24 protein-coding genes are annotated in these 24,075 nt (G+C 38.2%); 22 read left to right on the forward strand and 2 right to left on the reverse strand.

Annotated features, from left to right (window positions below):
• The first annotated feature begins 9 nt into the window (after window positions 1-9).
• The 4 genes from BKO01S_RS01505 to mntR all read left to right on the forward strand — a co-directional run bounded on the left by BKO01S_RS01505 (window position 10) and on the right by mntR (window position 5,481).
• A complete protein-coding gene (locus BKO01S_RS01505; protein WP_066047748.1) occupies window positions 10-1,263 on the forward strand; it encodes a pyridoxal-phosphate-dependent aminotransferase family protein in 1,254 nt (417 codons plus the stop codon).
• 15 nt (window positions 1,264-1,278) lie between these two features.
• Window positions 1,279-2,640, forward strand: coding sequence for an allantoinase (locus tag BKO01S_RS01510; protein WP_066047751.1), 1,362 nt, complete (start codon window positions 1,279-1,281; stop codon window positions 2,638-2,640).
• Between the two features lie 170 nt (window positions 2,641-2,810).
• A complete protein-coding gene (locus BKO01S_RS01515; RefSeq protein ID WP_066047753.1) occupies window positions 2,811-4,970 on the forward strand; it encodes a type IA DNA topoisomerase in 2,160 nt (719 codons plus the stop codon).
• A gap of 88 nt (window positions 4,971-5,058) precedes the next feature.
• Window positions 5,059-5,481, forward strand: a complete 423-nt coding sequence (mntR, locus tag BKO01S_RS01520; RefSeq protein WP_066047755.1) for a transcriptional regulator MntR — start codon at window positions 5,059-5,061, stop codon at window positions 5,479-5,481.
• A 36-nt stretch (window positions 5,482-5,517) separates the two neighbouring features.
• Here the strand turns inward: mntR and metA are convergent, their stop codons facing one another.
• Window positions 5,518-6,426 carry a homoserine O-acetyltransferase MetA gene (gene metA / locus BKO01S_RS01525; RefSeq protein ID WP_066047757.1) on the reverse strand — a complete coding sequence of 303 codons (909 nt, stop codon included), beginning with the start codon at window positions 6,424-6,426 and terminating at the stop codon, window positions 5,518-5,520.
• 149 nt (window positions 6,427-6,575) lie between these two features.
• Between metA and BKO01S_RS01530 the strand changes: the two genes are divergently transcribed.
• The 10 genes from BKO01S_RS01530 to BKO01S_RS01575 all read left to right on the forward strand — a co-directional run bounded on the left by BKO01S_RS01530 (window position 6,576) and on the right by BKO01S_RS01575 (window position 16,072).
• On the forward strand, window positions 6,576-8,279 hold the full coding sequence (locus BKO01S_RS01530; protein WP_198158747.1) for a formate--tetrahydrofolate ligase: 1,704 nt from the start codon (window positions 6,576-6,578) through the stop codon (window positions 8,277-8,279).
• A 30-nt stretch (window positions 8,280-8,309) separates the two neighbouring features.
• A complete protein-coding gene (locus tag BKO01S_RS01535; RefSeq protein WP_066047760.1) occupies window positions 8,310-8,831 on the forward strand; it encodes a hypothetical protein in 522 nt (173 codons plus the stop codon).
• A 13-nt stretch (window positions 8,832-8,844) separates the two neighbouring features.
• Window positions 8,845-9,321, forward strand: coding sequence for a glutathione peroxidase (locus tag BKO01S_RS01540; protein ID WP_066047762.1), 477 nt, complete (start codon window positions 8,845-8,847; stop codon window positions 9,319-9,321).
• 108 nt (window positions 9,322-9,429) lie between these two features.
• Window positions 9,430-10,275: a DegV family protein gene (locus tag BKO01S_RS01545; RefSeq protein ID WP_066047765.1), complete on the forward strand. Its 846-nt coding sequence runs from the start codon at window positions 9,430-9,432 to the stop codon at window positions 10,273-10,275.
• 89 nt (window positions 10,276-10,364) lie between these two features.
• Window positions 10,365-11,012, forward strand: a complete 648-nt coding sequence (locus BKO01S_RS01550) for an HD domain-containing protein (RefSeq protein ID WP_066047767.1) — start codon at window positions 10,365-10,367, stop codon at window positions 11,010-11,012.
• On the forward strand, window positions 11,009-12,886 hold the full coding sequence (locus BKO01S_RS01555) for an ABC-F family ATP-binding cassette domain-containing protein (protein WP_066047769.1): 1,878 nt from the start codon (window positions 11,009-11,011) through the stop codon (window positions 12,884-12,886). Before BKO01S_RS01550 ends, BKO01S_RS01555 begins: the two co-directional genes overlap by 4 nt.
• Window positions 12,887-12,916: 30 nt before the next feature.
• On the forward strand, window positions 12,917-14,041 hold the full coding sequence (locus tag BKO01S_RS01560) for a conserved virulence factor C family protein (RefSeq protein ID WP_066047773.1): 1,125 nt from the start codon (window positions 12,917-12,919) through the stop codon (window positions 14,039-14,041).
• A 68-nt stretch (window positions 14,042-14,109) separates the two neighbouring features.
• Entirely contained in the window at window positions 14,110-14,544 is a 435-nt protein-coding gene (locus BKO01S_RS01565; protein ID WP_066047775.1) for a BrxA/BrxB family bacilliredoxin, read from the forward strand.
• A 54-nt stretch (window positions 14,545-14,598) separates the two neighbouring features.
• The gene (locus tag BKO01S_RS01570; RefSeq protein WP_066047777.1) at window positions 14,599-15,372 is read left to right on the forward strand and encodes a class I SAM-dependent methyltransferase; all 774 of its coding nucleotides are present in this window, start codon (window positions 14,599-14,601) and stop codon (window positions 15,370-15,372) included.
• Between the two features lie 109 nt (window positions 15,373-15,481).
• The gene (locus BKO01S_RS01575; RefSeq protein WP_066047780.1) at window positions 15,482-16,072 is read left to right on the forward strand and encodes a YpjP family protein; all 591 of its coding nucleotides are present in this window, start codon (window positions 15,482-15,484) and stop codon (window positions 16,070-16,072) included.
• Between the two features lie 391 nt (window positions 16,073-16,463).
• On the opposite strand, the gene BKO01S_RS01580 is transcribed toward BKO01S_RS01575, so the two are convergent.
• Window positions 16,464-17,756 carry a DUF123 domain-containing protein gene (locus BKO01S_RS01580; protein ID WP_066047782.1) on the reverse strand — a complete coding sequence of 431 codons (1,293 nt, stop codon included), beginning with the start codon at window positions 17,754-17,756 and terminating at the stop codon, window positions 16,464-16,466.
• Window positions 17,757-17,849: 93 nt separating this feature from the next.
• Here BKO01S_RS01580 and BKO01S_RS01585 point away from each other — a divergent pair, with 93 nt between their 5' ends.
• From BKO01S_RS01585 to BKO01S_RS01620, 8 genes are all read left to right on the forward strand, one after another.
• Complete coding sequence (locus tag BKO01S_RS01585; protein WP_066047784.1) at window positions 17,850-18,644, forward strand: thymidylate synthase; 795 nt, start codon at window positions 17,850-17,852, stop codon at window positions 18,642-18,644.
• On the forward strand, window positions 18,641-19,120 hold the full coding sequence (locus BKO01S_RS01590; protein WP_066047786.1) for a dihydrofolate reductase: 480 nt from the start codon (window positions 18,641-18,643) through the stop codon (window positions 19,118-19,120). The genes BKO01S_RS01585 and BKO01S_RS01590 overlap by 4 nt, the downstream gene beginning before the upstream one ends.
• An 83-nt stretch (window positions 19,121-19,203) precedes the next feature.
• Window positions 19,204-19,935: a lysophospholipid acyltransferase family protein gene (locus BKO01S_RS01595; protein ID WP_066047790.1), complete on the forward strand. Its 732-nt coding sequence runs from the start codon at window positions 19,204-19,206 to the stop codon at window positions 19,933-19,935.
• A gap of 153 nt (window positions 19,936-20,088) precedes the next feature.
• A complete protein-coding gene (gene ilvA / locus BKO01S_RS01600; protein WP_066047792.1) occupies window positions 20,089-21,357 on the forward strand; it encodes a threonine ammonia-lyase IlvA in 1,269 nt (422 codons plus the stop codon).
• A 140-nt stretch (window positions 21,358-21,497) separates the two neighbouring features.
• Window positions 21,498-21,695, forward strand: a complete 198-nt coding sequence (locus BKO01S_RS01605; protein ID WP_066047794.1) for a twin-arginine translocase TatA/TatE family subunit — start codon at window positions 21,498-21,500, stop codon at window positions 21,693-21,695.
• 61 nt (window positions 21,696-21,756) lie between these two features.
• Window positions 21,757-22,512, forward strand: coding sequence for a twin-arginine translocase subunit TatC (gene tatC / locus BKO01S_RS01610; RefSeq protein ID WP_066047796.1), 756 nt, complete (start codon window positions 21,757-21,759; stop codon window positions 22,510-22,512).
• Between the two features lie 159 nt (window positions 22,513-22,671).
• On the forward strand, window positions 22,672-22,923 hold the full coding sequence (locus tag BKO01S_RS01615; RefSeq protein WP_066047798.1) for a DUF2535 family protein: 252 nt from the start codon (window positions 22,672-22,674) through the stop codon (window positions 22,921-22,923).
• 141 nt (window positions 22,924-23,064) lie between these two features.
• A complete protein-coding gene (locus BKO01S_RS01620; RefSeq protein WP_066047800.1) occupies window positions 23,065-23,907 on the forward strand; it encodes a DegV family protein in 843 nt (280 codons plus the stop codon).
• Window positions 23,908-24,075 lie beyond the last annotated feature (168 nt).

A 24,075-nucleotide genomic window follows, 5' to 3' on the forward strand; every position in this document is an offset into this window, starting at 1 on the left:
GGAGTGATAATGTTGGTTTTCTCTCAGTTGCATACACCGATGCGTACGATTATGACACCAGGTCCGGTTGAAGTGGATCCTCGAGTATTACGTGCGATGAGTACACCCATTTTGGGACAATTTGATCCAGCTTTTACAGGCATTATGAATGAGGTAATGGAAATGCTTCGCCAAGTTTTTCAAACAAAGAACGAATGGGCATTTCCTATTGATGGTACCTCTAGATCCGGAAATGAGGCGATTCTTTGTAGCATCATTGAACCGGGAGATCGGGTGTTAGTCCCGATCTATGGTAGATTCGGCCATTTGTTAGTGGAAATTTGTGAAAGGTATGGAGCAGATGTTTATTCAATAGAGTGTCCTTGGGGAGAAGTGTTTGATCCCACGGAAGTAATTAAAGAGATTGATAAAGTGTCACCCAAGGTTGTGGCCATTGTTCATGGGGAGACTTCAACTGGTAGATTGCAGCCGCTTGAAGAGATTGGAAAGGCTTGTCGAGAAAGAGATGTACTACTTGTAGTAGATGCTGTTGCCTCTATCGGTGGGGTGGAGGTTAAAACCGATGAATGGTTCATAGATGGTATTATTGGTGGTACTCAAAAATGCTTATCCGTTCCTTCTGGAATGGCTCCCATTACGTATAACGAGCGGATCGAAAGCATATTATACGCACGGAAAAAGGTGGAGCGTGGAATTGCAACCAAGGAAGATTTGAAGTACACCAGAAGTAAGAATTCCATTGCAAGTAATTATTTTGATTTAAGTATGATTCAGGATTATTGGGGTCCGCGAAGACTTAATCATCATACGGAGGCAACCTCAATGATATATGCTTTGCATGAAGGTTTAAGGCTTGTATTGTTAGAAGGTCTAGAGGAGCGATTTACTCGGCATCAGTTTCATGAAAGGGCGTTAATTGCGGGACTAGAGGCAATGGGGTTAAAGCTTTTTGGTGATTCTCAGCATAAACTTCCATGTGTGACTTGTATCGAAATTCCGAATGGGGTAGACGGTGAATCGGTTAGGAACATGCTACTTGAAGCATTTAGTATTGAAATTGCTTCCTCCTTTGGTCCTCTTCACGGGAAAATTTGGAGAATTGGCACCATGGGATTTAGCTGTCGCAAAGAAAATGTCCTTGCCGTACTTGGAGCGCTTGAAGCGGTTTTAATCCGGCACGGTGTGAATGTTCATCGGGGAGATGCGTTGCAGGCTTGCTTAGACGTATATACGAGTGAGAATCAAAGTTTGCTAAAGTTATAGTAGAGGTGACGGTGCATGACTGAATATGATCTATTGATTCGTAATGGCTTTGTCGTATTGTCAAATGAAGTAACACAAACAGACATAGCAGTTAAAGATGGTGTCATTGTAAGAATTGAAGCTGGTATAGATGCATCGGCACTAGAGGAGCGGGATGCAACAGGGATGTATATTTTTCCTGGTATGATCGATGTACATGTTCATTTTAGTGAACCAGGTCGGGAGCATTGGGAAGGATTTGAGACTGGCTCTAAAATGTTGGCTGCTGGCGGTTGTACAACTTATTTTGACATGCCGTTAAATGGAATTCCCTCCACTATTAATGACAGAGCTTTACAAGAAAAGGCAGTGATCGGACAAAGTAAGTCCGTAGTTGATTTTGCCTTATGGGGTGGGCTAGTCCCTAATAATGAAAAAGATTTAAAAGGGCTTGCAGAATATGGAGCTATCGGTTTTAAAGCCTTTCTATCAGATACAGGCAATGATGAATTCGAAAGATCTGATGAGTATACACTGTTAAACGGAATGAAAGAAATTGCTTCTTTAGGAAAGATTCTAGCGTTACATGCGGAAAGTGCCCCGATAACCAACTGGCTAATGAGGGAGAAACAGCAAAAGGGGTTAGTCAGTCCTAACGATTACCTTGAGTCCCGTCCGATCATCGCAGAAGCAGAGGCGGTGGATCGGGCTATAGCCTATGCAAAGCTCACTGGATGCGCGTTGCATTTTGTTCATATAAGTAGTGAAGCAGCGATAAACAACATTGAAGCAGCAAAATTAGCTGGAATAGATATTACGGTTGAGACCTGTCCTCATTATTTATTATTTTCTCATCAGGCTCTTGTGGAGAAAGGGGCTATTGCCAAATGTGCTCCACCATTAAGGGAGAAAAAGGAACAAGAAAGACTTATACAATTATTAATAGAAGGAAAGTTTGATATGATATCGTCTGACCATTCCCCTTGTCCTTATTCAATGAAAGACCCTTCTGTTTATAATTTGTTTGAAGCCTGGGGAGGAATTAGCGGTGGACAATTTACGCTATTATCGATGATTGAGTTAGCAATCAATCATAATATTCCTTTTACAAGGATAGCAGAATGGACCTCAGCAGCACCCGCAAAACGATTTCATCTGCATTCAAAAGGAAGTATTCAAGTAGGAATGGATGCTGATTTTGCGATTGTATCTATGGAGAATCTTACAGTAACAGAGGATAATTTCTTCGCCAAACATAAACAAAGTCTTTACTTAGGGCATACCTTTCCATGTCAAGTAACCGCGACATATAACCGAGGGAAGTTAATTTTTGAAAATGGGGATATGATTGAATCTGGTAGTGTTGGAAAGTGGCTACAAGGAAGTAATATACATTAAGTAAATTTATTTACAAAAAAGTAAAGGAGGAGATCCTTTGCTTTTTTTGTTCAACAAATCTTAAACCTTACAATCTAAAATTGTGGTAAAATAGTATACTGGTCTAGTTCTAGAAAAGTGAAATCACATAGGTATATGGTTGATTTCTTCTTAATAAAGTAGGTGAAATAGTGAGTAGAGTGATTATCACTGAAAAGCCATCTGTTGCTAAAAATATTGCAGATGCATTGAAAATTAAAGGCAGACAAGATGGATATTACGAAGGTAATGGTTATATTATAACCTGGGCATTTGGACACCTTTTGCAACTTTATGATGCTAAAGATTATGATGAGAAAATGGTCAGATGGAATATGGAAAACTTCCCTTTTATTCCTCCTAACTTTCGGTATAAAGTAAAAAGTGATCCAAGGAATAGAGAGAAGGAAGATTTAGGTGCAAGAAAGCAACTAAAGATTATCTACCATTTAATCAAACGAAACGATGTAGAGATGGTTATATCTGCTTGCGACTATGATCGAGAGGGACAAATTATCGGGGATACGATTATTTATAACCTTAAAACCCAAAAGCAAGTATACCGATTGTTACTTAATGAATGGACACCTGATGAGGTGTTACGAGGGCTTCAAGAAATGAAGCCTAACGCAGAGATGAGACCTCTTCAAGATGCTGGAATTGGCCGTCAATGGGCGGATTGGGTGATAGGCATTAATTTGACCTCTGTTGCAACGTTAAAGTTCCAAAAGGGAAAAGGGAAGGCCCTTAATATTGGTAGAGTTCTTTTGCCAACGTTAAAAATTATTTATGATCGTGATAAAGCGATTGAGAATTTTAAACCAGAAGAATACTTCAAACTAGCTGCTACCTTTAGGACACAGGCTGGGGAAGTGTACGAAGGTAGTTATATTGAAAACGAGGAAGAAAAGTTTTCCGATAAAGAGGACCTCGAACACGTTCAACAAGCTTTACAGAGTCAATCGGCAACGATAGCCGATAAACAAGTGGAACGCAAAAGAGAGTATCCTCCATATTTATTCAATCTATCGAATTTACAGGGGTTTATTACTAGTAAATTTAAAGGCTGGACCTCAGATAAAGTTTTAAAAGTGGCCCAATCCCTATATGAGAAAAAATATATAACGTACCCAAGAACGGCTAGTGTTGTGCTAGAGGAAAGTCTTGTTGGAAAAACAGCAAAGGTTGTAGAAAATATTACTAAAGGACTTCCCTATGAGAATGAAGTGAAGTTTTCGAAACTCAAGCGAGTGTTTGATAATTCAAAGGTTGAAAGTCACAGCGCGATCATACCAACCTACCTAATTCCAAAATCGCTAACGAAAGACGAAGAAATTGTTTATCATGCGATAAAGAACCGTTTGATCATGCAATTTATGCCTGTAGCTGAACATGAAGAAACAAAAATTATGACCCAAATAAATAACCTTACTATCAAAGGTGTGTTTGTCTCAAAGGGTAGGGTTCAACTTGTTGAAGGATGGAGAAAGGTGGAAAAAATTGAATCGAAAGATACGGTTTTACCACTTGTCACGATCAATGAGCCAGTTGAAATTATAGGTGACAAACTTACTTCGCATGCCACGAAACCACCGAAGTACCACACTGAAAAGACTCTTCTTAAAGTGATGGAGACTTGTGGAAAAGGGCAGGATGATGAAGAAAGTGAAGAAATGATGGCTGCCATCCTAAGTGGTTATAGTATTGGTACTCCAGCTACAAGAGCGGAAACGATTAAGAAGCTGAAGGATATCGGTTATATCGAAGCTCGAAATAAAAGTTTAATTTGTTCCGAACTTGGAAAGAGCCTTGTTGAGACTTTTCCAGTGAAGGAATTATTTGACTTAGAATTTACCGGACGTCTTGAAAAAACACTATCAGATATAGAAAAACAAAAGTTTACGAAAGAAAGTTTCTTGAATCTGATTTTTGATTTCACCACAAGTGCGGTAAATACGATTAAAAATGAAAAAGATATTATTATTAATGAAGTGTCTTATGAAAACAAGTCCATTGAGGTGTTAGGAAAATGCCCCGCATGTAATTATGGGAGTATTATTGAGGGCCAAAAAGGCTTCGGCTGCAGCAATTGGAAAAATGGTTGCAAATTTGTTGTTTGGAAAAATGATAAATTTTTGGCTGCTTTAAAGAAAAAGCCATCAAAAACAATGGTGAAGATGCTCTTGAAGAATGGGACAGCAACTGTAAAAGGCTTAACCAGTAAAAAAGGGAATAAATTTGATGCAAATTTACGTTATGAAAAAAATCCTGATAATGACTACTATAGCTGGAAATTGGAATTTTTGAAATGAGTGTTTGATTGGAAGGGAATTCCCTTGTCTCCATTTTTTAACTATAGTAAACTTTTAATATTGATGATGCACGCGGGAGGGTCAATGGATGCCAACACCGAGTATGGAGGATTATATCGAACAGATATACAATTTAATTGAAGAAAAAGGCTACGCACGAGTTTCGGACATTGCGGAAGGTTTATCTGTTCATCCCTCTTCAGTTACGAAAATGGTCCAAAAGCTAGATCGAGATGAATACTTAGTATACGAAAAGTATAGAGGACTTATTTTAACACCGAAGGGTAAAAAAATAGGAAAAAGACTCGTTTATCGTCATGAACTTCTAGAACAGCTGCTACGAACGATAGGTGTGAAAGAAGATAATATTTATGATGATGTCGAGGGGATTGAGCATCACTTGAGTTGGGATGCAATTGACCGAATTGGAGATTTAGTTCAATTCTTTGAAGAAGACGAAAGTCGAATAGACGCATTAAGGGAAATACAAAAGAAGAATGAAGATAATTAGTAAAAAGGAGAGTGTAATAAACACTCTCCTTTTTGTTTATTCCCAAATATATGGTGTTTGCTGATAAACATAGTAGTTGAGCCAGTTTGAGAAGAGTAGATGAGCATGTGAGCGCCATTTGTTGCTAGGGACTTGTTTCGGATCATTATTTGGAAAATAATTTTCCGGAACATGGATATCTAGACCTTTATTTAAGTCCCGAGAGTACTCCTCAGATAATGTAGTGGATTCGTACTCTAAATGTCCAGTAATCATAATATGCTTTCCCTCGTTGGCACTTATGATAAAAGGACCTGCTTCTTCTGAGCTTGATAATAATTTAAGGGAAGGATGATTGATTATTTCCTCAATCATCACATCTGTGTATCTAGAGTGAGGAGCGAGGTATTCATCATCAAACCCTCTTAATAGTTTGTCTGAACGGTCATGAACATGGTGTGAGAAAATGCCAGAGCACTTTTTTGATAACTCATATTTTCCAATACCATAGTGATGATACAAGGCTGCTTGTGCCCCCCAACAAATATGTAATGTTGAAGTGACATTCGTTTTAGACCAGTCCATAATCATCTTTAGTTCTTCCCAATAATCTACCTCTTCAAAGGAAAGCAGCTCAACAGGAGCTCCAGTAACGATTAATCCATCATATTTTCTGTGCTTAATTTCAGAGAATGATGTGTAAAATTGGTCAAGATGCAGCTGGCTTGTATTTTTCGCTTGATGAGTAACGGTTTGTAAAAAAGAAATATTAACTTGTAGAGGAGTATTCCCTAAAAGTCTAAGTAACTGGGCCTCTGCCTTTTGCTTTTCTGGCATTAAATTTAGGATGACAATATTTAACGGGCGGATGTCTTGGTGATTAGCTCTTTCGTCGTCCATAATAAAGATATTTTCAGATTCTAGTATTTCTCGAGCCGGTAAAAGCTTCGGAATTTTGATTGGCAATGAACTTCAACCCCTTTATTCAATATTCAGGCTATTTATATTATATACTGGATTTTTTTAGTATCAAGAATAATGATAAAAGAACTTAAAAAAAGAGTGAATACAAAGAACATTTCCAAATGGTACAATATACATGAAAAAATATGGGCATGGAGGTAACATCTTTGAACATCAAGGTTAGCGTAAAAAGTGATATTGAAATTGCACAATCTGCAGAAATGAAACCGATCATTCAAATTGCTGAAAAAATTGGATTAACAGATGATGACCTTGAGCTGTACGGGAAATATAAAGCGAAGCTCTCATCTGACACATTAAGTAAAATCCAAGGGAATCCAAATGGCAAAATCATTCTTGTAACAGCGATTAACCCAACTCCTGCTGGAGAAGGGAAGTCCACTGTCACTGTGGGATTAGGCGATGCTTTTGCCGGGCTTGGAAAAAAGGTGATTATTGCTATGAGGGAACCATCCTTAGGACCTACGATGGGAGTGAAGGGTGGAGCCGCAGGTGGTGGATATTCTCAAGTACTTCCGATGGATGAAATAAATTTACATTTTACAGGTGATCTACACGCCATTACCACCGCTAATAATGCATTAGCCGCACTAATTGATAATCATATTCAGCAAGGAAATGAACTACAGATCGACCAAAGAAGAATTGTTTGGAAGAGAGCACTCGATTTAAATGATCGTGCCTTACGGAATATCATTATCGGGTTAGGTGGGCCGATGCAGGGTGTACCACGTGAAGATGGATTTGATATTACCGTTGCTTCAGAAATTATGGCTGTTTTATGCTTAGCGAACGATTTAAAGGATTTAAAGCGACGACTGTCTGAGATGGTGGTAGCCTATAATATTGACAAACAGCCGGTAACGGTTTCACAACTGGGTGTGGAAGGCGCTTTAGCACTAATTTTAAAAGATGCCGTTAAACCCAATCTTGTACAAACGATTGAGCATACACCAGCCCTTGTACACGGTGGACCGTTTGCTAACATTGCCCATGGATGTAATTCAATCATTGCCACGACAGCTGCGTCTAAGCTTGCGGATTTCGTAATTACAGAAGCTGGTTTTGGAGCCGATCTTGGAGCAGAAAAGTTTTTACATATTAAAGCAAGAAACGGAGATGTATTGCCAGAAGCGGTTGTTGTCGTTGCAACGATTAGAGCTCTGAAAATGCATGGTGGTGTTGGGAAACAAAATCTAAATCATGAAAATGTTGAAGCGCTCATTGCAGGCTTTGATAATTTGAAAAAACATGTGGAAACGATCAGAAGCTTTGGCTTACCTGTCGTCGTTGCCATTAACAAGTTCATATCAGATACCACTCTTGAAGTGGACACCTTATTGAAACTGTGTGAAAAAGAAGGTGTCCAAGTTGCACTAACCGAAGTATGGGAAAAGGGTGGGCAAGGTGGTATTGCCTTAGCAGAGAAATTGTTAAAAGTCATCGAAAATCATGATGAAGAATATGCTCCTTTATATAATGTGAGTGACTCGATTGAAGAAAAAATCCGTTCTATTGTTCAAAAGGTATATGGAGGCAAAGATGTCGAGTTCTCATCAAAGGCTAAAAAGCAAATGAAGGACTTTGAGCAATACGGATGGGATCGTCTTCCGATTTGTATGGCCAAAACACAATATTCCCTTTCAGATGACCCGAGTAAGCTTGGTAGACCAACCGATTTTACGGTTTCAGTTAGAGAATTAAAACCTTCAATCGGTGCTGGCTTCCTCGTTGCTTTAACAGGAGATGTTATGACGATGCCGGGATTACCGAAGCAACCAGCAGCGCTGAAAATGGATGTTGATGAACAAGGCAATGCGGTAGGGCTATTCTAAACGAATGATGAATAAATGAGGTATTAATGAATGTTTGATCCTACGGCTTTTGATAATGTAAAGGTGGTTTTAGAAGGTGCCCTCTATGACCTAGATCTTGCGGGTCAACTTTGCATAACTGATCGAAACGATGTTGTAAATATGGCAAAGCTATCTCGACAATTTGAAATAACAGCAAAGAAGAGTATAGAAAGTAAGATTAGCTGTACAGTCTTTTTGCGTGCAGATATTACGAATCTTGCAGCAGAGTTACATCCCATGTTGCAATCAGAAAAAGAAGCGGGCTGTCACTTTAAAATGGTGTACTCTATACTCGAGCAAAGCACGTTTGATATAAGAACTCTGGAGGTTCTTCAATCCATCTGGGGGAAGGATAGGGAGTATCATTGCAAGGTCATCTCTGATCCACTACAGGATAAGGCTGGCAATATAATAGAGATTGAAGTTCATTTTAAAAGACTCATTTATGAAGAGCAAATCGAAGACTTAACGGTACTTGCTGATTTTATCTTGCAATCCTTAGAAAATCTTGTACAGGATTTTAGAAAATAGGAGGAGTAAAGGGATGACTGTATATCAATTTGAAGTGAAGCAAATTAATGGTGAAACCATATCTCTATCAGAATATAAGGGAGATGTTCTATTAATTGTAAACACAGCTAGTAATTGTGGTTTTACCCCTCAATACAAACAACTCCAAGAGCTTTATGAACAATATAAAGAAAAAGGATTTACTGTTTTAGGCTTTCCTTGTAATCAGTTTATGAATCAAGAACCAGGTACTGAAGCAGATATCCAGTCCTTTTGTGAAATGAATTTCGGTGTCACCTTTCCATTGTTCTCAAAGGTTGATGTAAATGGGAAAAATGCTCATCCTCTTTTTCAGTACGTAACGGAAGAGGCGCCAGGAGTATTAGGAGTGAAAGCTGTTAAATGGAATTTCACTAAATTTTTAGTGAATCGTTCAGGAGAAGTAGTTGAAAGGTATGCTCCCAATACTAACCCAAAAGAAATTGCACAGGACATTGAAAAATTGATTTAAAATGAACCCCTTGCTTTGGCAAGGGTTCTTAATTAATGAAAATTTTCTGAATTATCTTTACATGAACTATATTTATTACTACTATAAAAATAAAAGGGGGGAATTAGAATGAAGAAAATTGCATGGGTTACTGACAGTACAGCTTGTTTAGATAAAGATTTATCCAACCATCCAGATGTTTTCACCGTACCAATGACGATCGTTTTAAACGAAAAGGAATATAAGGATGGAATCGATTTAACAGCAGAAGAGCTCTATGCCAAATTAAAGAATCTCAAAGTTCCACCAAAAACGTCTCAACCTTCTGTAGGTGAGTTTGTTTCCTTATTTGAAAAGCTTGAAGGGACATATGATCATGTGTTTTCTGTTCTAGTTTCAGCCAAATTAAGTGGGACGGTCTCTTCTAGTCTTCAAGCTTCTAATATGGTGAATATACCAATAACTACAATTGATTCAAAAATCCTTTCATATCCCCTTTCCCGATTGATAAAAAAAGGAATGGAAGGGATAGAAGCTGGTGATTCCGTTGAGGAAGTTGAAAATAAGGTCAGAGAACTTGCTAATACGAACGAAACCTTTGTCCTAATTGGAAGTTTAGAACAATTGCATAGAAGTGGTCGAATGAACGGGTTATCCTTTTTTCTAGGTAGCATGCTAAATATTAAACCCATTATTTCTATTGAGGACGGTGTATTACAGGCAAAGGAGAAGATTAGAAGCGAAAACAAAGGGATGGAAAAAATCATCTCCTACCTACAAGCTTCCATTGAGACTAATGCTGTAAAGGAAGCCTATATTTTATACGGTCTTCATGATTCGGAAGCAAGAAAATGGCAGGATGAGTTATGCAAACGGTTCCCTGATGTTACTTTTGGTATATATCCTTTAGGAGCAACCATAGGCGTACACGCAGGAGAAAACACAATCGGTATTAGTTGGTTTAACGGTCTTTAACGGGAAGCGCACGTTATGTGCACTTCCTTTTCTTTTTCGAAAAAAAGAAGTTCATGGTAGAATATGAGTGGAAAGAATGAGGTGGTTTAATGGTAGACCTTATTGCCAAGACAGAAGAGTTTGTAAAACGGGAAATGTATGAAGATTCAACTGGTCATGATTGGTTTCATATTGATAGAGTACGTAATATAGCACTTCAAATTCATGAAAAGGAAAAGTCAGGAGATCCTTTGATTATTGAGCTAGCTGCTCTTCTTCATGATATTTCTGACGAAAAATTACATACCTTGAAAGAAATTGGAGATGAAAAGCTTACTACTTTTTTGAACCTGTTACCTTTAAATGAAGTAAAGAAAAATCATATTAAAGAAATAATCGAAACAATTTCATTTAAAGGTGGCAATAATCGAAACATTACATCGGTTGAAGCGGCCATTGTTCAAGATGCCGATCGGCTTGATGCCATAGGAGCAATAGGCATTGCAAGAGCATTTGCCTATGGAGGGAAAAAGGGGCAGTCCATCTATGATCCTTCTATTTCTATCCGAACAAGTATGACAAACGAGGAGTACCGGAAAGGCAAATCCTCCTCGATTAATCATTTTTATGAAAAGCTACTAAAGCTAAAGGAAACAATGAATACAAAATCGGGTACAGAAATAGCCGAAACCCGCCATGCTTTTATGGAGAGTTTCTTACATGAATTTTACAATGATTGGAATGGAAAACGTCAATGATAAGTATAGATAATGTGACAAAAACATATGGAGAAAAGGAATTATTTAATGAAGTTTCTTTTACAATCAGTCGGAAAGAAAGAGTCGGACTGATTGGGGTAAATGGGACAGGCAAATCCTCTTTATTAAAAATAGTAGCAGGTGTTGATTTCCCTGATTCAGGAGAAGTATCCGCCCCAAAGGATTACCGAATTGCTTATTCTGAGCAAAATCCAGAATTAAATCCAGAGTTAACCGTCCTTGAACAGGTTTTTGCGGGAGAGGCACCTGTACTAAAACTTTTAAAAGAATATGAAGAAACTCTTCTAGAGCTTAATAGAAAACCGGCTGATAGTAAAATTCAGGAAAAACTTTTTGACTTACAAAAGAAAATGGATGCCTTAGATGGATGGGATGCTAGTACAAACGCCAAAACAATATTAAATAAGCTTGGAATTGAGGATTATGAAAAAAAGGTTGGTGAATTATCCGGTGGCCAGAAAAAGCGAGTCGCTCTTGCCCAGGTGTTAATTCAATCACCCGATTTGCTGATACTTGATGAACCTACCAATCACTTGGATTTCGAATCAGTAAAATGGCTTGAGGATTACTTAAGTCGTTATACTGGCGCATTATTGCTGGTGACGCATGATCGTTATTTCTTAGACCGTGTGACAAACCGAATGTTTGAACTAGAGGGTGGCAAACTTTATAGCTACAAAGGAAACTATGCTGATTTTCTTGAAGCTAAGGCGATTCGTGAAGAAAATGAAGCAGCGACCTTGGAGAAACAAAAAAACTTATTCAGACGAGAGCTTGAATGGATTAGACGGGGCGCTAAGGCGCGAACGACAAAGCAAAAGGCAAGAATTCAACGCTTTGAAAAGCTTGATGAGAATATAAGCTCTGTTAAAACTACGGAAAAGCTTGACTTATCGTTATCAGGTAGTCGTTTAGGGAAGCAAGTATTCGAACTAAAAGATGCAACAAAAACATATGAATCCACTGTAATCCTGCGGTCTTACGATTTACTAGTGAAACCTCATGATAGAATTGGAATCATTGGGAAAAATGGTACAGGTAAATCAACCTTATTAAATGTTCTAGCTGGTAGAATCCCTCTTGATTCCGGGGAAAGAATCATTGGTCAAACGGTAAAGGTTGCTTTTTACACACAAGAAAATGAAGACATGGACGTTTCAAAACGGATGATTGAATACATCAAAGAGACCGCTCAGGTGATCAATACGTCGGATGGGAAAACCATTTCAGCGACACAAATGCTTGAAAGATTTCTATTCCCTTCATACACTCATGGCACCCCAATCAGAAAGTTATCGGGTGGGGAAAGACGTCGCTTGTATTTATTAAAGCTGCTAATGACAGAACCAAATGTATTGTTATTAGACGAACCAACGAATGATCTAGATACTCAAACCCTTACTGTGCTTGAGGACTATTTAGAAGAGTTTCCTGGAGTTGTTATTACGGTATCCCATGATCGCTATTTCTTAGATAAAGTGGCGGAACAGCTACTAGTCCTTGAAGGAAATGGAGTCATTGATTCTTTTTATGGAAACTATAGTGAATTTCTAGAAAAACAAGTAGAAAAGCCAGTGGCCAGAGCAACTGTACCAGTAGAGAAACCTGTGGAAGAAGAAAAAGCAAAGAAGAAGCGTATGAGTTATAAGGAAAAGCTTGAATGGGAATCCATCGATTCTGATATTGAAAATGCTGAAAAAAGACTCGAGGAAATTGCTGACGAGATGGGTAAAACAGGAAGCGATTTTGAAAAGGCTCAAGCTTTAATGGAAGAGGAAAATGCCTTAAATGAAAAACTTGAGTATTTGATTGAGCGCTGGAGCTACTTATCAGAAATCGCAGAGAATAGTTAATTTTTAACAACAAGGGAAGGATGAAGAGACTTGAAAATACGATCCATTGAACCTACTCCTAGTCCAAACACGATGAAGGTTATATTAAATGAAGAGCTACCAATGGGAAAAAGTACAAACTATAAAAAAGAGACGAGTGGTGATGCACCAAAGGTTATTCAAGATATTTTAACCATTGAAGGGGTAAAAGGCGTCTATCATGTAGCAGATTTTCTAGCTGTTGAAAGAAATGCGAAGTACGACTGGAAAGAAATCCTACCCAAGGTTAGGTTAGCCTTTGGTGAAGAAGCGGAATTAGTGGAGAAAGAAGATACGATTAATGAGCATTATGGGGAAATACAGGTGCTTGTTCAGATGTATAAGGGGATCCCGATGCAAATTAAGCTGACGGATGGAACGGAAGAAAGACGATTCGGATTACCTGAACAGTATAAAGAAGCTGTATCAAAGGCACAGGATCCAGAGGATAATGTGGTAATGGTTAGGCGATGGAAAGAGTTTGGCGTTCGTTACGGAGACTTTGATCAAATCGGCCAGGAAGTGTTAGAAGAATTAATGGCTGCTTATACAACAGAACGACTAGAAGAACTCGTTCAAGATGCGAAGAACAAAGAAACAACCAAGGTGGTTAAACCTCCAAAACAAAAGCTCGATGTTGAATCATTAAACGATCCTGACTGGAGAAAAAGATATCAGCTCCTTGAGCAAATGGACGATCCAGAGGTGGAAGATCTCCCCGTATTAGAAAAAGCGTTGAAGGATGAAAAGGCATCGATTAGAAGGTTAGCTACTGTTTACCTAGGAATGATTGAAGACAAGAAAGTATTACCTCTCCTCTATAAGGCACTAAAGGATAAAACAGTAACGGTAAGACGTACAGCTGGAGATTGCTTATCTGATTTAGGCTTTGAAGAGGCAATGGAAGAAATGATGAACGCTCTAAGTGATGATAGTAAGCTAGTGCGTTGGAGAGCGGCCATGTTCTTATATGAATTGGGGGATGACCGTGCACTTCCGGCCTTAAAGGCAGCAGAAGACGATCCTGAGTTTGAAGTGAGTTTACAAATTAAACTGGCAATTGAAAGAATTGAACTAGGTGAGGATGCAAAAGGGTCGGTCTGGAAGCAGATGACGGAAGCTAGAAAACAAAACTAAGAAAATTGCATCATTTGAAGCAAATATAGTATGCTAACAATGGATATAGTTAGTAGGAGGGATTTTTTATGTCAATGGCATATGAGGAATATATGAAACAAATGGTAAAGCCGATGCGTGAAGAACTGGTTCGTGCGGGCTTTGAAGAGTTACAAACAGAGGATGAAGTAGAAAGTTTTATGGAGCAAAATGAAGATACTGCGTTAATATTTGTTAACTCAGTATGTGGTTGCGCAGCAGGCTTAGCACGACCAGCAGCAACACAAGCAGTTGTTAGAACAGAGAATAAACCTGCCAAGCTTGTAACGGTTTTTGCTGGTCAAGATAAGGAAGCGACGGCTAAAATGCGTGAGTATTTTGAAGGATTCCCACCATCATCTCCTTCGATGGCACTTGTAAAAGGAAAAGAAGTGATTCACTTTATCCATCGTCACGAAATTGAAGGCAACACAATGGAAGAAATCATGGATAATCTTCAATCTGCATTTGAACAAAATTGTTAAGGAAAAAGGGATGTCAGCTGACATTCCTTTTTTTCTGAAAGGAAAGAATTTTATATGTTTGTCACAACAGCAGGACGAACCAATCCAAACATGATTGAAGCAGCAAAGCAGGTAGCATCTGACCTCGACTGTCTTTATCAGGAACGCAGGAAAAAATCAATTCAGACTCTACAATCCTGGTTAAAGGATGACTGCATTGTTGTTGGAAAAGAGAGACTAGAGTTGTTTTTAATGGAGAGTGAGGAGCCGTTTTTCTTTCATCCGAATTCCTCTATGTTCAGAATTAAAAGGCTGCTAAAAAATGAACATGACCCATTTATTGATGCAACGGGTCTAGGAAAGGGAATGAGTCTACTTGATTGCACATTAGGACTTGCATCCGATAGCATTGTTGCAAGCTTTGTCGTTGGACCGACTGGAAAAGTAGTCGGAACGGAAGAAAATAAATATTTAGCTTATCTTGTCAGTCGCGGATTAAAGGGCTGGGAGTCCGGTTTGGCAGGGATGGATGATGCTATGCGGGCCATTTCGGTACAACACACAACAGCACTTACGTATTTAAAGAATATTCCAAGCAACGAGTTTGATTGCGTTTATATTGATCCAATGTTTGAGGAAACGATATTAGAATCGGACGGGATTCGTGCATTAGCTGAGCTAGCCGTATATAAAGAAGTGAGTGAAGAGTTCATCTCGGAAGCAAAGAGAGTCGCGAGGAAACGACTCGTACTTAAGGATCATTTTCGTAGCAATCGTTTCGAGCAGTTTGGATTCTCAGTAATAAAAAGACCCTCTGCAAAATTCCATTTCGGTATTATTACAAAATGATTATATTTGTAATTTATTCTCCCACTTTCTACTGTAAAAAGAGTATAATGTGAGAAAGAGTCATTATTTTCAAAACACTCTGAGACGCTGTTAGAAAGGATTGGATATCATGCCAAAATGGTTGCAAAAATCCTTCGTTGTGTTGGTTACAATTTTAACATTTGGTTTGGTAACACCTTCCCAAACCTTTCTATATAATCAAGCTACAGCAGACAAACCAACACGTGAAGACGCGGTTAAAGCCGAAACAACATATACTCAAATCGAAGAAATCAGTGAAGAAGAGCCCGACAGTAGTGGCCAGATCATACAAAGCTGGTTAAGTGAAGCAGAAGAATTATCCTACATAAAATTTGGAAGCAGAATCAAACCTGTTATAGAAGACGAATTCAAGCAGGTCATCCTCCCAAATATTCATAAAGCCATTGAAGAAGTAGCCGAACAGTACCCGGAAGAAAAACTAGCATACCTAGAATTAAGTGAAGTCCCAACAGGAGGCAACGCTGAAAAAATTTTTCACCTGTATAGCAAAGAAAGCAACAAAGACATTATCCGCTTCCACGTAAGAAAGGACCATCCACCCCAAAGTGGATACTGGTTTAACTTTCACTACCACACAAGCGATGACAACTTTGAGGCCCATCATGACCTCGGCTCTATTTATTGGGACACAAACACCCCACCTAAGTGGATGAGTTGATGATAAGGAACCCCCCTTTGACTGATGTTGGAGGGGGTTTTTGATGTTTTGTTGGGTCAGTTTAGTTTAGCTTAGCTTCCTAGGAACCCAGGATTTAGTAGGTTGAGGGCACCAAAAAGGAATTTAGTGCCCTGGAAATCCAGTATATAGTAGAATGAGGGAGCCGAAATAGAATTTGATGCCCTGGGAATCCAGAATTTAGTAGGTTGAGGGCACCAAAAAGGAATTTAGTGCCCTAGAAATCCAGTATTTAGTAGAATGAGGGAGCCAAAATAGAATTTGATGCCCTGGGAATCCAGAATTTAGTAGGTTGAGGGCACCAAAAAAGAATCTAGTGCCCTGGAAATCCAGTATTTAGTAGAATGGGGGAACAAAGATAGAATATTGTAGACTACTTATAGTATTTTGATCTACCATTCCCAACGGATTGGAAATAATTATTCAAAAGACTCCGTGTTACCTTTAATGAGGGAATAATTTCACACCAAATGTAAATCTCTTTCGTTGTGATCTTTTTAGTAGGGAACAGAAGTCTATATGCTTCAACAGTACGAACAAAAGCATTTACGATAAATTCTGAATTTCCGCAGTATTGGCAATGTAGAATCGATTCCCCCCATTCAACAAAAAACTCACCACACCCCCTACATTTAATCCCTTTTCTCAATGATTCATAACTGTAACTAGGTACTCTCAAGAATGGAGTAGAAGTCACATGATCATCGCACAATTGTTTTGCTAGTTTCGTATGCTGGGTAGTAAGAACTCCTCTTTTAGATTCGATTGTACTTTGAAGTTGCTGAAGTTGAGTGGGGAAGATAGCGGGTAAATCGATAGGTGCTTGATATAGGGTGAAGGTCGGGTGTACAAAAACAACTTTTGATTCAATTGGGACAGAAAAGCGGTGGGTATGAAGGTATTTACGGAGTAAGGTCTCGCTTCTGTCCAATTGCAGGATGGGGTTATTAACCTCTTTTCGACTAGACAATAAATACCACTTGTGGGACTGAATAAAAAAATTATCTTCAAAGTTTTTGACTTCGAACATACATATCATATCTTTACAAATAAGTAAGCTATCGATTTGAAAAAGGTTGTTGGTTACCTCGAGTGTTATATCATTTACGATTAAACAGTTATCCCCTACATTTTTGGTTAATTCATCAAACTTTAGTTCTCCTTCATATCCTTTCTCTAGATTCAGATGGTACATTCTTTCTTTTTCAGAGAACACCATGCGATGTTTCAAACACCTAAATACCTGCAACTCCATAGAAATCCCGCGCTCTTTGACTATCAAAACAACACATCCTCTCCTCAAAAACAACAAATGTGAATAACAGCGACAATCACTTGATCCAAACTTCTTCATAGGATAAGTGGCCAAATACCTCAATTTTAAACACTCAGCCAATTCACACTCACCTACTTTGTCATCAAAACTCTTAACCTCTGTAATCGTTCCATACGGACGCAAGTAGTCAAAATGCCACCGAAACACTGTGTCCACCTTTAAATGACGATTCACCCGTGCAAGAATATTTTTCTTAGCACTTCCGATATAAATATAACGTCCCTTTAAAAAGTGATATGTTCCAAGTTTGCCGATAGCGAGGGTTCTGTCTTCTTCCATAAAAAAGAACACCGCATATCTCGTATGACCTGGGTCTACAAATAACTCCAAAAACTTCGCCTCCTTCCATTGACCTGACATCGAAATAATTATAACCTTGTAGAAGATTAGTATTTCGTAAAATTTGTGACAGTAGGTGGAAGAATGAAACAATATTTAGAGCTATGTAAGCATGTGTTAGAAAATGGGGTAAAAAAACAAGATCGTACGGGGACAGGCACCATTAGTACATTTGGTTATCAAATGCGTTTTGATTTACAAGAAGGGTTTCCTCTTGTTACAACCAAAAAACTACATTTGAAATCAATCCTTCACGAATTGCTTTGGTTCCTTCAAGGGGATACGAATATAAAGTACCTTCAAGATAACGGCGTTCGTATTTGGAATGAATGGGCGGATGAAGAGGGGAATTTAGGTCCTGTGTACGGACACCAGTGGAGATCATGGACGACTTCCACAGGGGAAACGGTGGATCAAATTACTGAACTTGTAAATCAAATAAAAACCAATCCCGATTCTAGACGTTTGATCGTAAATGCATGGAATGTTGGAGATATTGAGAAAATGGCACTTCCGCCTTGTCACTGTCTTTTTCAATTTCATGTGGCAGACGGAAAGCTCAGTTGTCAGCTTTATCAACGCTCGGCGGATGTGTTTTTAGGGGTTCCATTTAATATCGCTTCTTATGCACTTTTAACGTTGATGGTGGCACAGGTATGTGATCTTGAACCAGGTGAATTTATTCATACCTTTGGGGATGCACATATTTACTTAAATCATGTGGAGCAAGTCGAGTTGCAGCTCACAAGACAGCCACATCCATTACCTACTTTAAAAATAAATCCAGAGAAAAAAGATTTGTTTGGATTTACGTATGAGGATTTTGAGTTGGTTGGTTACGAAGCCCATCCCCATATTAAAGGGGTTGTAAGTGTATGATTTCTCTTCTTTGGGCAATGGACCAGAATCGAGCAATAGGTCTCAATAACCAACTTCCTTGGCATCTTCCTGAAGATTTGAAGTATTTTAAAAGAGTGACAATGGGTAAGCCCATTGCAATGGGCCGGAAAACATATGACTCAATTGGAAGGCCACTTCCTGGGAGAGAGAATATTGTTATTACACGTAGCCAAGGAGCAACCATTGAAGGATGTACGGTTATTCATGACGTAAAAGATTTGTTAAAGCGTGAGGATGAAGAGCTTTTTGTCATTGGAGGCGCTGAAATTTTTAAAGAGATTATGCCATTTGCAGATCGCCTATATATTACTGAGATTCGTGAAGTGTTCGAGGCGGATACGTTTTTCCCTGAAATCAATATGGACAATTGGGAGTTAATCGAATCCACTCCAGGAATCAAAGATGAAAAGAATCCATATAACTATGAATTTTTTGTGTACCAACGTAAGCGGTGAGTGATCACTGCTTATTTTTTATAGGTAAAATGAATACAATCCAGTATAATTAGGTTTGGTTATTACTATGGAGGGTGAACAGGATGATAAGGCTAATTGCTGTCTTTTTGTACATGAGTGGTTATTTAATTTATAGTATTCCAACATTGAAGAAAATGAAAAATCTAGACAAAGGTTTATCGGTTTCTGAAAGGGATCAGCTAATTCATACGATTCCAAACCAATGGTCGAAAATCATTATGAAGTTAACGGGTTCTAAGGTGAAGGTAGAGGGGACTGAGAATCTTCCTGAAGGTGCTGTAGTATTGATCAGCAATCATGAAGGGGATTTTGATATTCCTACATTGTTGGCTAGCATTGAAAAACCATTTGGTTTTATCTCAAAGGTTGAAGTGAAAAAAGTTCCGATTCTTTCGTCTTGGATGGAGATCATGAACTGTGTGTTCCTTGATCGAAGCGACCGTCGCAAATCTGTTCAGTCAATCCGAGAGGCTGTTAAGCTACTAAAAGAAGGTCACTCAATTGCCATTTTTCCTGAAGGAACAAGGAGTAAAGGTGGACCGGTTGGAGAGTTTAAATCTGGTGGATTTCGACTCGCTAAGGATGCCAAAGTACCAATTGTTCCAATTAGTATTTCTGGCACGTCTCATGTTTTTGAAAAAAATGGACGTTTAGTGAAACCAGCTTCCATTCACGTACGGATATTACCTAGTATCCCTTCTTCCATATTTGATCAAAAGGATATGAGAGAAGTTTCGGATTATGTAAGAGAGATCATTGTTAATTCCTTAAAGGATGAAAAAATAGCATCATAGAAAGCTAGGCTTCCGAGTCTAGCTTTTTTCATTTTTATTCTGTAATTCCCTTGTTCTATAAATTGAAAAATACAAATTTTTCGATAATAGGCTTGAAATGGTGGGAGAGAGTGGTATAATGTACTGATTATAACGGGAAAATGGAGGATGGATATGGAACAGAAAGTGATGAAAAAAAGATGGGTGCAGGTTGAAGATATTTTAATAGCGCACCACCAGCTCAAAGACATCGTAGCCCATACACCGTTACAAAAAAACGAGCGTTTATCTGAAAAATATAACTGTAATGTGTATCTAAAAAGGGAAGACTTGCAGCACGTTCGCTCTTTTAAGCTAAGAGGTGCTTTTTATAAGATGAAAGCGTTAGGTAAGGACAATCTCTCTAATGGGGTTGTTTGTGCAAGCGCAGGGAACCATGCTCAAGGTGTAGCATATGCTTGTCGCCATCTTGGTGTACAAGGGAAAATTTATATGCCAACAACAACACCAAAGCAGAAGGTTGGCCAAGTTGAGTTGTTTGGTAGAGGATTTATCGAAATTATTCTTGTCGGGGATACGTTCGATGATTCTTACACAAAAGCGATTGAATGTGCGGAAAAAGAGGGGAGAACCTTTATTCATCCTTTTGATGACGAGCTTGTCATTGCGGGGCAAGGAACGGTAGCTGTAGAAATTCTACAGGATTGTGAAGAGCCCATAGATTTTGTGTTTGCGAGTATTGGTGGTGGAGGACTAATGGCCGGTGTGAGCACGTACGTAAAAAGTGTCTCTCCTCAAACAAAGCTAATTGGAGTTGAACCATACGGGGCTCCAGCAATGAAGACCTCTTTCCATAATCAAGGAGTCACTTCTCTAGACGAGATTGATAAGTTCGTCGATGGTGCTGCTGTTAAAAGTGTTGGTAGTAAAACATTTGATACTTGCTTTGAATTATTGGATGATATTCTACTGGTTCCAGAAGGAAAGGTATGCACAAGTATTTTAGAATTATACAATGAGCATGCAATTGTTGCTGAACCAGCGGGTGCCTTACCAATTGCAGCACTCGACCTCTACAAGGATGAAATCAAAGGGAAGAATATTGTCGTAATTATAAGCGGAGGAAATAACGATATCGGTCGTATGCAAGAAATTAAAGAACGTTCATTGTTGTACGAGGGACTTCTATATTATTTTATCGTTAACTTCCCTCAACGTGCAGGTGCGCTACGTGAGTTTTTAGATGAGGTATTGTCACCAACGGATGATATTACACAATTTGAATATACTAAGAAAAATAATAAAGAAAATGGCCCTGCCCTAGTAGGAATCGAGATTCAGAAGAAGGAAGACTACAAAGGCTTGATTGAAAGATTAAACAAAAAAGGTTTTGCATTTACAGAGGTAAATAAAGATAGTTACTTATTTAATTTGCTCATTTAATGTATAATGATAAGAGAAAAATCACTACTAAATTTGTGAACTTCTTATGACAATGTGTTGTATATTAACCCATCCGTTGTTAAAAGTACTATAATCGTAGTAGATTAGTTATTCTAATTAACCAAAGGGGATGTTCTACAGTGTTTTCAAACATCGGAGTTCCTGGATTAATCCTTATCCTTGTACTTGCTTTAATTATTTTCGGACCTAAAAAGCTCCCTGAGATTGGTCGTGCATTCGGTCAAACTCTCCGTGAATTCAAAAAGTCAACCCGTGAGCTAACAAGTGATGTAATGGACGAACTTGATGATGATAAAAAGAAGAATGCTACGAAATAAGGTGTAAGATTTTCTTACACTTTTTTCTTCGATTAAATTATGTTTATGGTAGGGGACTTGAATGGAAGATAAAGAATTACAGCTTGTTGATCATCTGGACGAATTAAGAAAAAGATTAATTATCTCTGTTTTAGCTTTTTTTGTATTTTTTGTAGTTGGATTTATTTATGTGGAAGAGATCTATAAGTGGTTTGTTCGGGATCTTGATGTTAAGCTGATTGCATTAGGACCGAGTGATATCGTATGGGTTTATTTCATGTTAGCAGGTTTAATTGCGATTGCCGGTACCATTCCTGTTCTTGCGTTGCAGATATGGTTGTTTGTTAAACCAGCATTAAAGCCTATTGAACGAAGGATTTCTTTAAGTTATATCCCAGCTTTGTTTATTTTATTTATTGTTGGTCTATGCTTTGGTTATTTTGTTATTTTTCCGACCGTAATGGGATTTTTAATCGAACTCAGTGGAGACATGCTTATTACTAATTTTACAGCGGACAAGTACTTCCGATTTATTATGAATATGTCGCTGCCATTCGGATTTTTATTTGAGCTTCCTGTTGTGGTTATGTTTTTAACTTCCTTAGGAATAGTAAATCCGTATGTACTTCAAAAAATACGTAAATATGCATATTTTATCTTAGTAGTTATTTCTGTAGTAATCTCTCCTCCTGATTTTATGAGTGATATTTTAGTGACCATTCCACTTCTTTTTTTATACGAAATCAGTATAAATCTTTCGAAAATCGTTTATAAAAGAAAGTTAAAAAAAGAGAAAGAATGGGACTTGGAAGAGGATGAAAAAGTAGACCTAGGATAAATGATTAAACTCACTTTTTAATAAAGTGGGTTTTTTATTATTTTGGACAGTATTAATGTAAATTTTAAAATTTTTTCATTATAGGTATATATTGAGACAGACTTCGACAAATATATATTGTATAATATATACAAACGGGTGAAAAAGAGGATTGATATTTTGCTATTCAAAAGCCTAGAGTTCAAAAATGTTGTTGGACAGAAGGTAAAAGTCATTGAAATTCCAGTATTGGAGGAAGATAGCCCTTATTATTTTTTAATCCAAGTCCGTTTGCAAACATTTATTTCGTCTCTATACCAGGACAAACAAGCGAAGAAATGCTATTCTTTTAGAGACTATCTGAAAAAAGCGTTAAAGTGGCCAGTTTATCAGGATGTATTCCAAGTGCCTGAGCTAAAGAATAACGCATGATTGATGTATTTGTTTTTCTTTGACATGATTGTCTTTACATGAAGAGTATCGGTACTTGCCGATGCTCTTTCTTTTTTTCGACATTATCCTATATTTCTGTATAATAAGTAGTGAGATTTTAGCATTAGGATGTGAAGGAATTTGAGTAAAATTAAAATAGTGACGGATTCAACTGTAGACATGTCCGATGAATTAATTAAGAAGTATGATATTGAGGTTGTTCCTTTATCCATTCAAATTGAAGGAAGGACATACCTTGATCGGGTTGATCTAACGCCTAAGGATTTCTTGGTAAAAATGAAGGCAGCGAAGGAGCTACCCAAAAGCTCACAACCTCCTGTTGGGGTATTTGCTGAGTTGTATGATCGTTTAGGTTCAGAGGGGTACGATGTTCTGTCAATACATATGACTGGTGGGATGAGTGGTACGGTTCAGTCAGCAGAAACGGCAGCCTCTATGTCTAAGGCAAATGTAAAAGTTGTAGATTCTCGTTTTATATCGAAAGCCCTTTCATTCCAGGTGATAGAAGCTTCACAGATGGCTAAAGAGGGAAAGAGTATGGATGAGATATTGGCTAGGCTCGATCAAATTCGATCAAATACAAGATTGTTTGTAGTTGTTGACACTCTTGAAAATCTTGTGAAGGGCGGAAGAATTGGAAAGGGAAAGGCAATGATTGGTTCACTTCTTAATATTAAACCAATCGCCTCACTAGAAGGTGGCGTATATACACCTGTTTCAAAAGCTCGTAGTTATAGTCAAGTTGCAAACTACCTTTCAAAGCAATTCGCTGAAGATACAGCAGGTCGTACGATTCAGGGGGTTGGACTGGTTCACGCAGAGGCTCCAGAGTTAAATGAAAAGCTGATTTCCGCCTTAAAGAACATAGCTGGTTATGATCTAATAGATATTGAATACACAACTCCAATCATCACTACCCATACCGGGGAAGGCGCTATTGGTTTTATGTATTATTTCGAGTAAAAACCTGAACAGACTTTGTTCAGGTTTTTTTACAATGTTTTTTAAATATGTGTAAAGATTTTATAAAAAAGGAAGGAAAGACAAGGATTTTGGTAAGTAATGTCGAATAAAGCAAAGAGTGAAACCCAATAAAAAGGGAACGGTGTATGTATGAAAAAATGGATCCGG

This window comes from Robertmurraya korlensis NBRC 107688 (assembly GCF_001591645.1).
GTDB lineage: Bacteria > Bacillota > Bacilli > Bacillales > Cytobacillaceae > Robertmurraya_A.

Bases quoted from the DNA above. Each gene is read 5' to 3' on its own strand.
- mntR (WP_066047755.1), top strand. From the start codon at position 5,059: ATGCCAACACCGAGTATGGAGGATTATATCGAACAGATATACAATTTA.
- ilvA (WP_066047792.1), top strand. From the start codon at position 20,089: ATGGAACAGAAAGTGATGAAAAAAAGATGGGTGCAGGTTGAAGATATT.
- BKO01S_RS01510 (WP_066047751.1), top strand. From the start codon at position 1,279: ATGACTGAATATGATCTATTGATTCGTAATGGCTTTGTCGTATTGTCA.
- BKO01S_RS01590 (WP_066047786.1), top strand. From the start codon at position 18,641: ATGATTTCTCTTCTTTGGGCAATGGACCAGAATCGAGCAATAGGTCTC.
- BKO01S_RS01565 (WP_066047775.1), top strand. From the start codon at position 14,110: ATGTCAATGGCATATGAGGAATATATGAAACAAATGGTAAAGCCGATG.
- BKO01S_RS01575 (WP_066047780.1), top strand. From the start codon at position 15,482: ATGCCAAAATGGTTGCAAAAATCCTTCGTTGTGTTGGTTACAATTTTA.
- BKO01S_RS01530 (WP_198158747.1), top strand. From the start codon at position 6,576: ATGGAGGTAACATCTTTGAACATCAAGGTTAGCGTAAAAAGTGATATT.
- BKO01S_RS01535 (WP_066047760.1), top strand. From the start codon at position 8,310: ATGTTTGATCCTACGGCTTTTGATAATGTAAAGGTGGTTTTAGAAGGT.
- tatC (WP_066047796.1), top strand. From the start codon at position 21,757: ATGGAAGATAAAGAATTACAGCTTGTTGATCATCTGGACGAATTAAGA.
- BKO01S_RS01550 (WP_066047767.1), top strand. From the start codon at position 10,365: ATGGTAGACCTTATTGCCAAGACAGAAGAGTTTGTAAAACGGGAAATG.
- BKO01S_RS01595 (WP_066047790.1), top strand. From the start codon at position 19,204: ATGATAAGGCTAATTGCTGTCTTTTTGTACATGAGTGGTTATTTAATT.
- BKO01S_RS01585 (WP_066047784.1), top strand. From the start codon at position 17,850: ATGAAACAATATTTAGAGCTATGTAAGCATGTGTTAGAAAATGGGGTA.
- BKO01S_RS01540 (WP_066047762.1), top strand. From the start codon at position 8,845: ATGACTGTATATCAATTTGAAGTGAAGCAAATTAATGGTGAAACCATA.
- BKO01S_RS01570 (WP_066047777.1), top strand. From the start codon at position 14,599: ATGTTTGTCACAACAGCAGGACGAACCAATCCAAACATGATTGAAGCA.
- BKO01S_RS01505 (WP_066047748.1), top strand. From the start codon at position 10: ATGTTGGTTTTCTCTCAGTTGCATACACCGATGCGTACGATTATGACA.
- BKO01S_RS01545 (WP_066047765.1), top strand. From the start codon at position 9,430: ATGAAGAAAATTGCATGGGTTACTGACAGTACAGCTTGTTTAGATAAA.
- BKO01S_RS01555 (WP_066047769.1), top strand. From the start codon at position 11,009: ATGATAAGTATAGATAATGTGACAAAAACATATGGAGAAAAGGAATTA.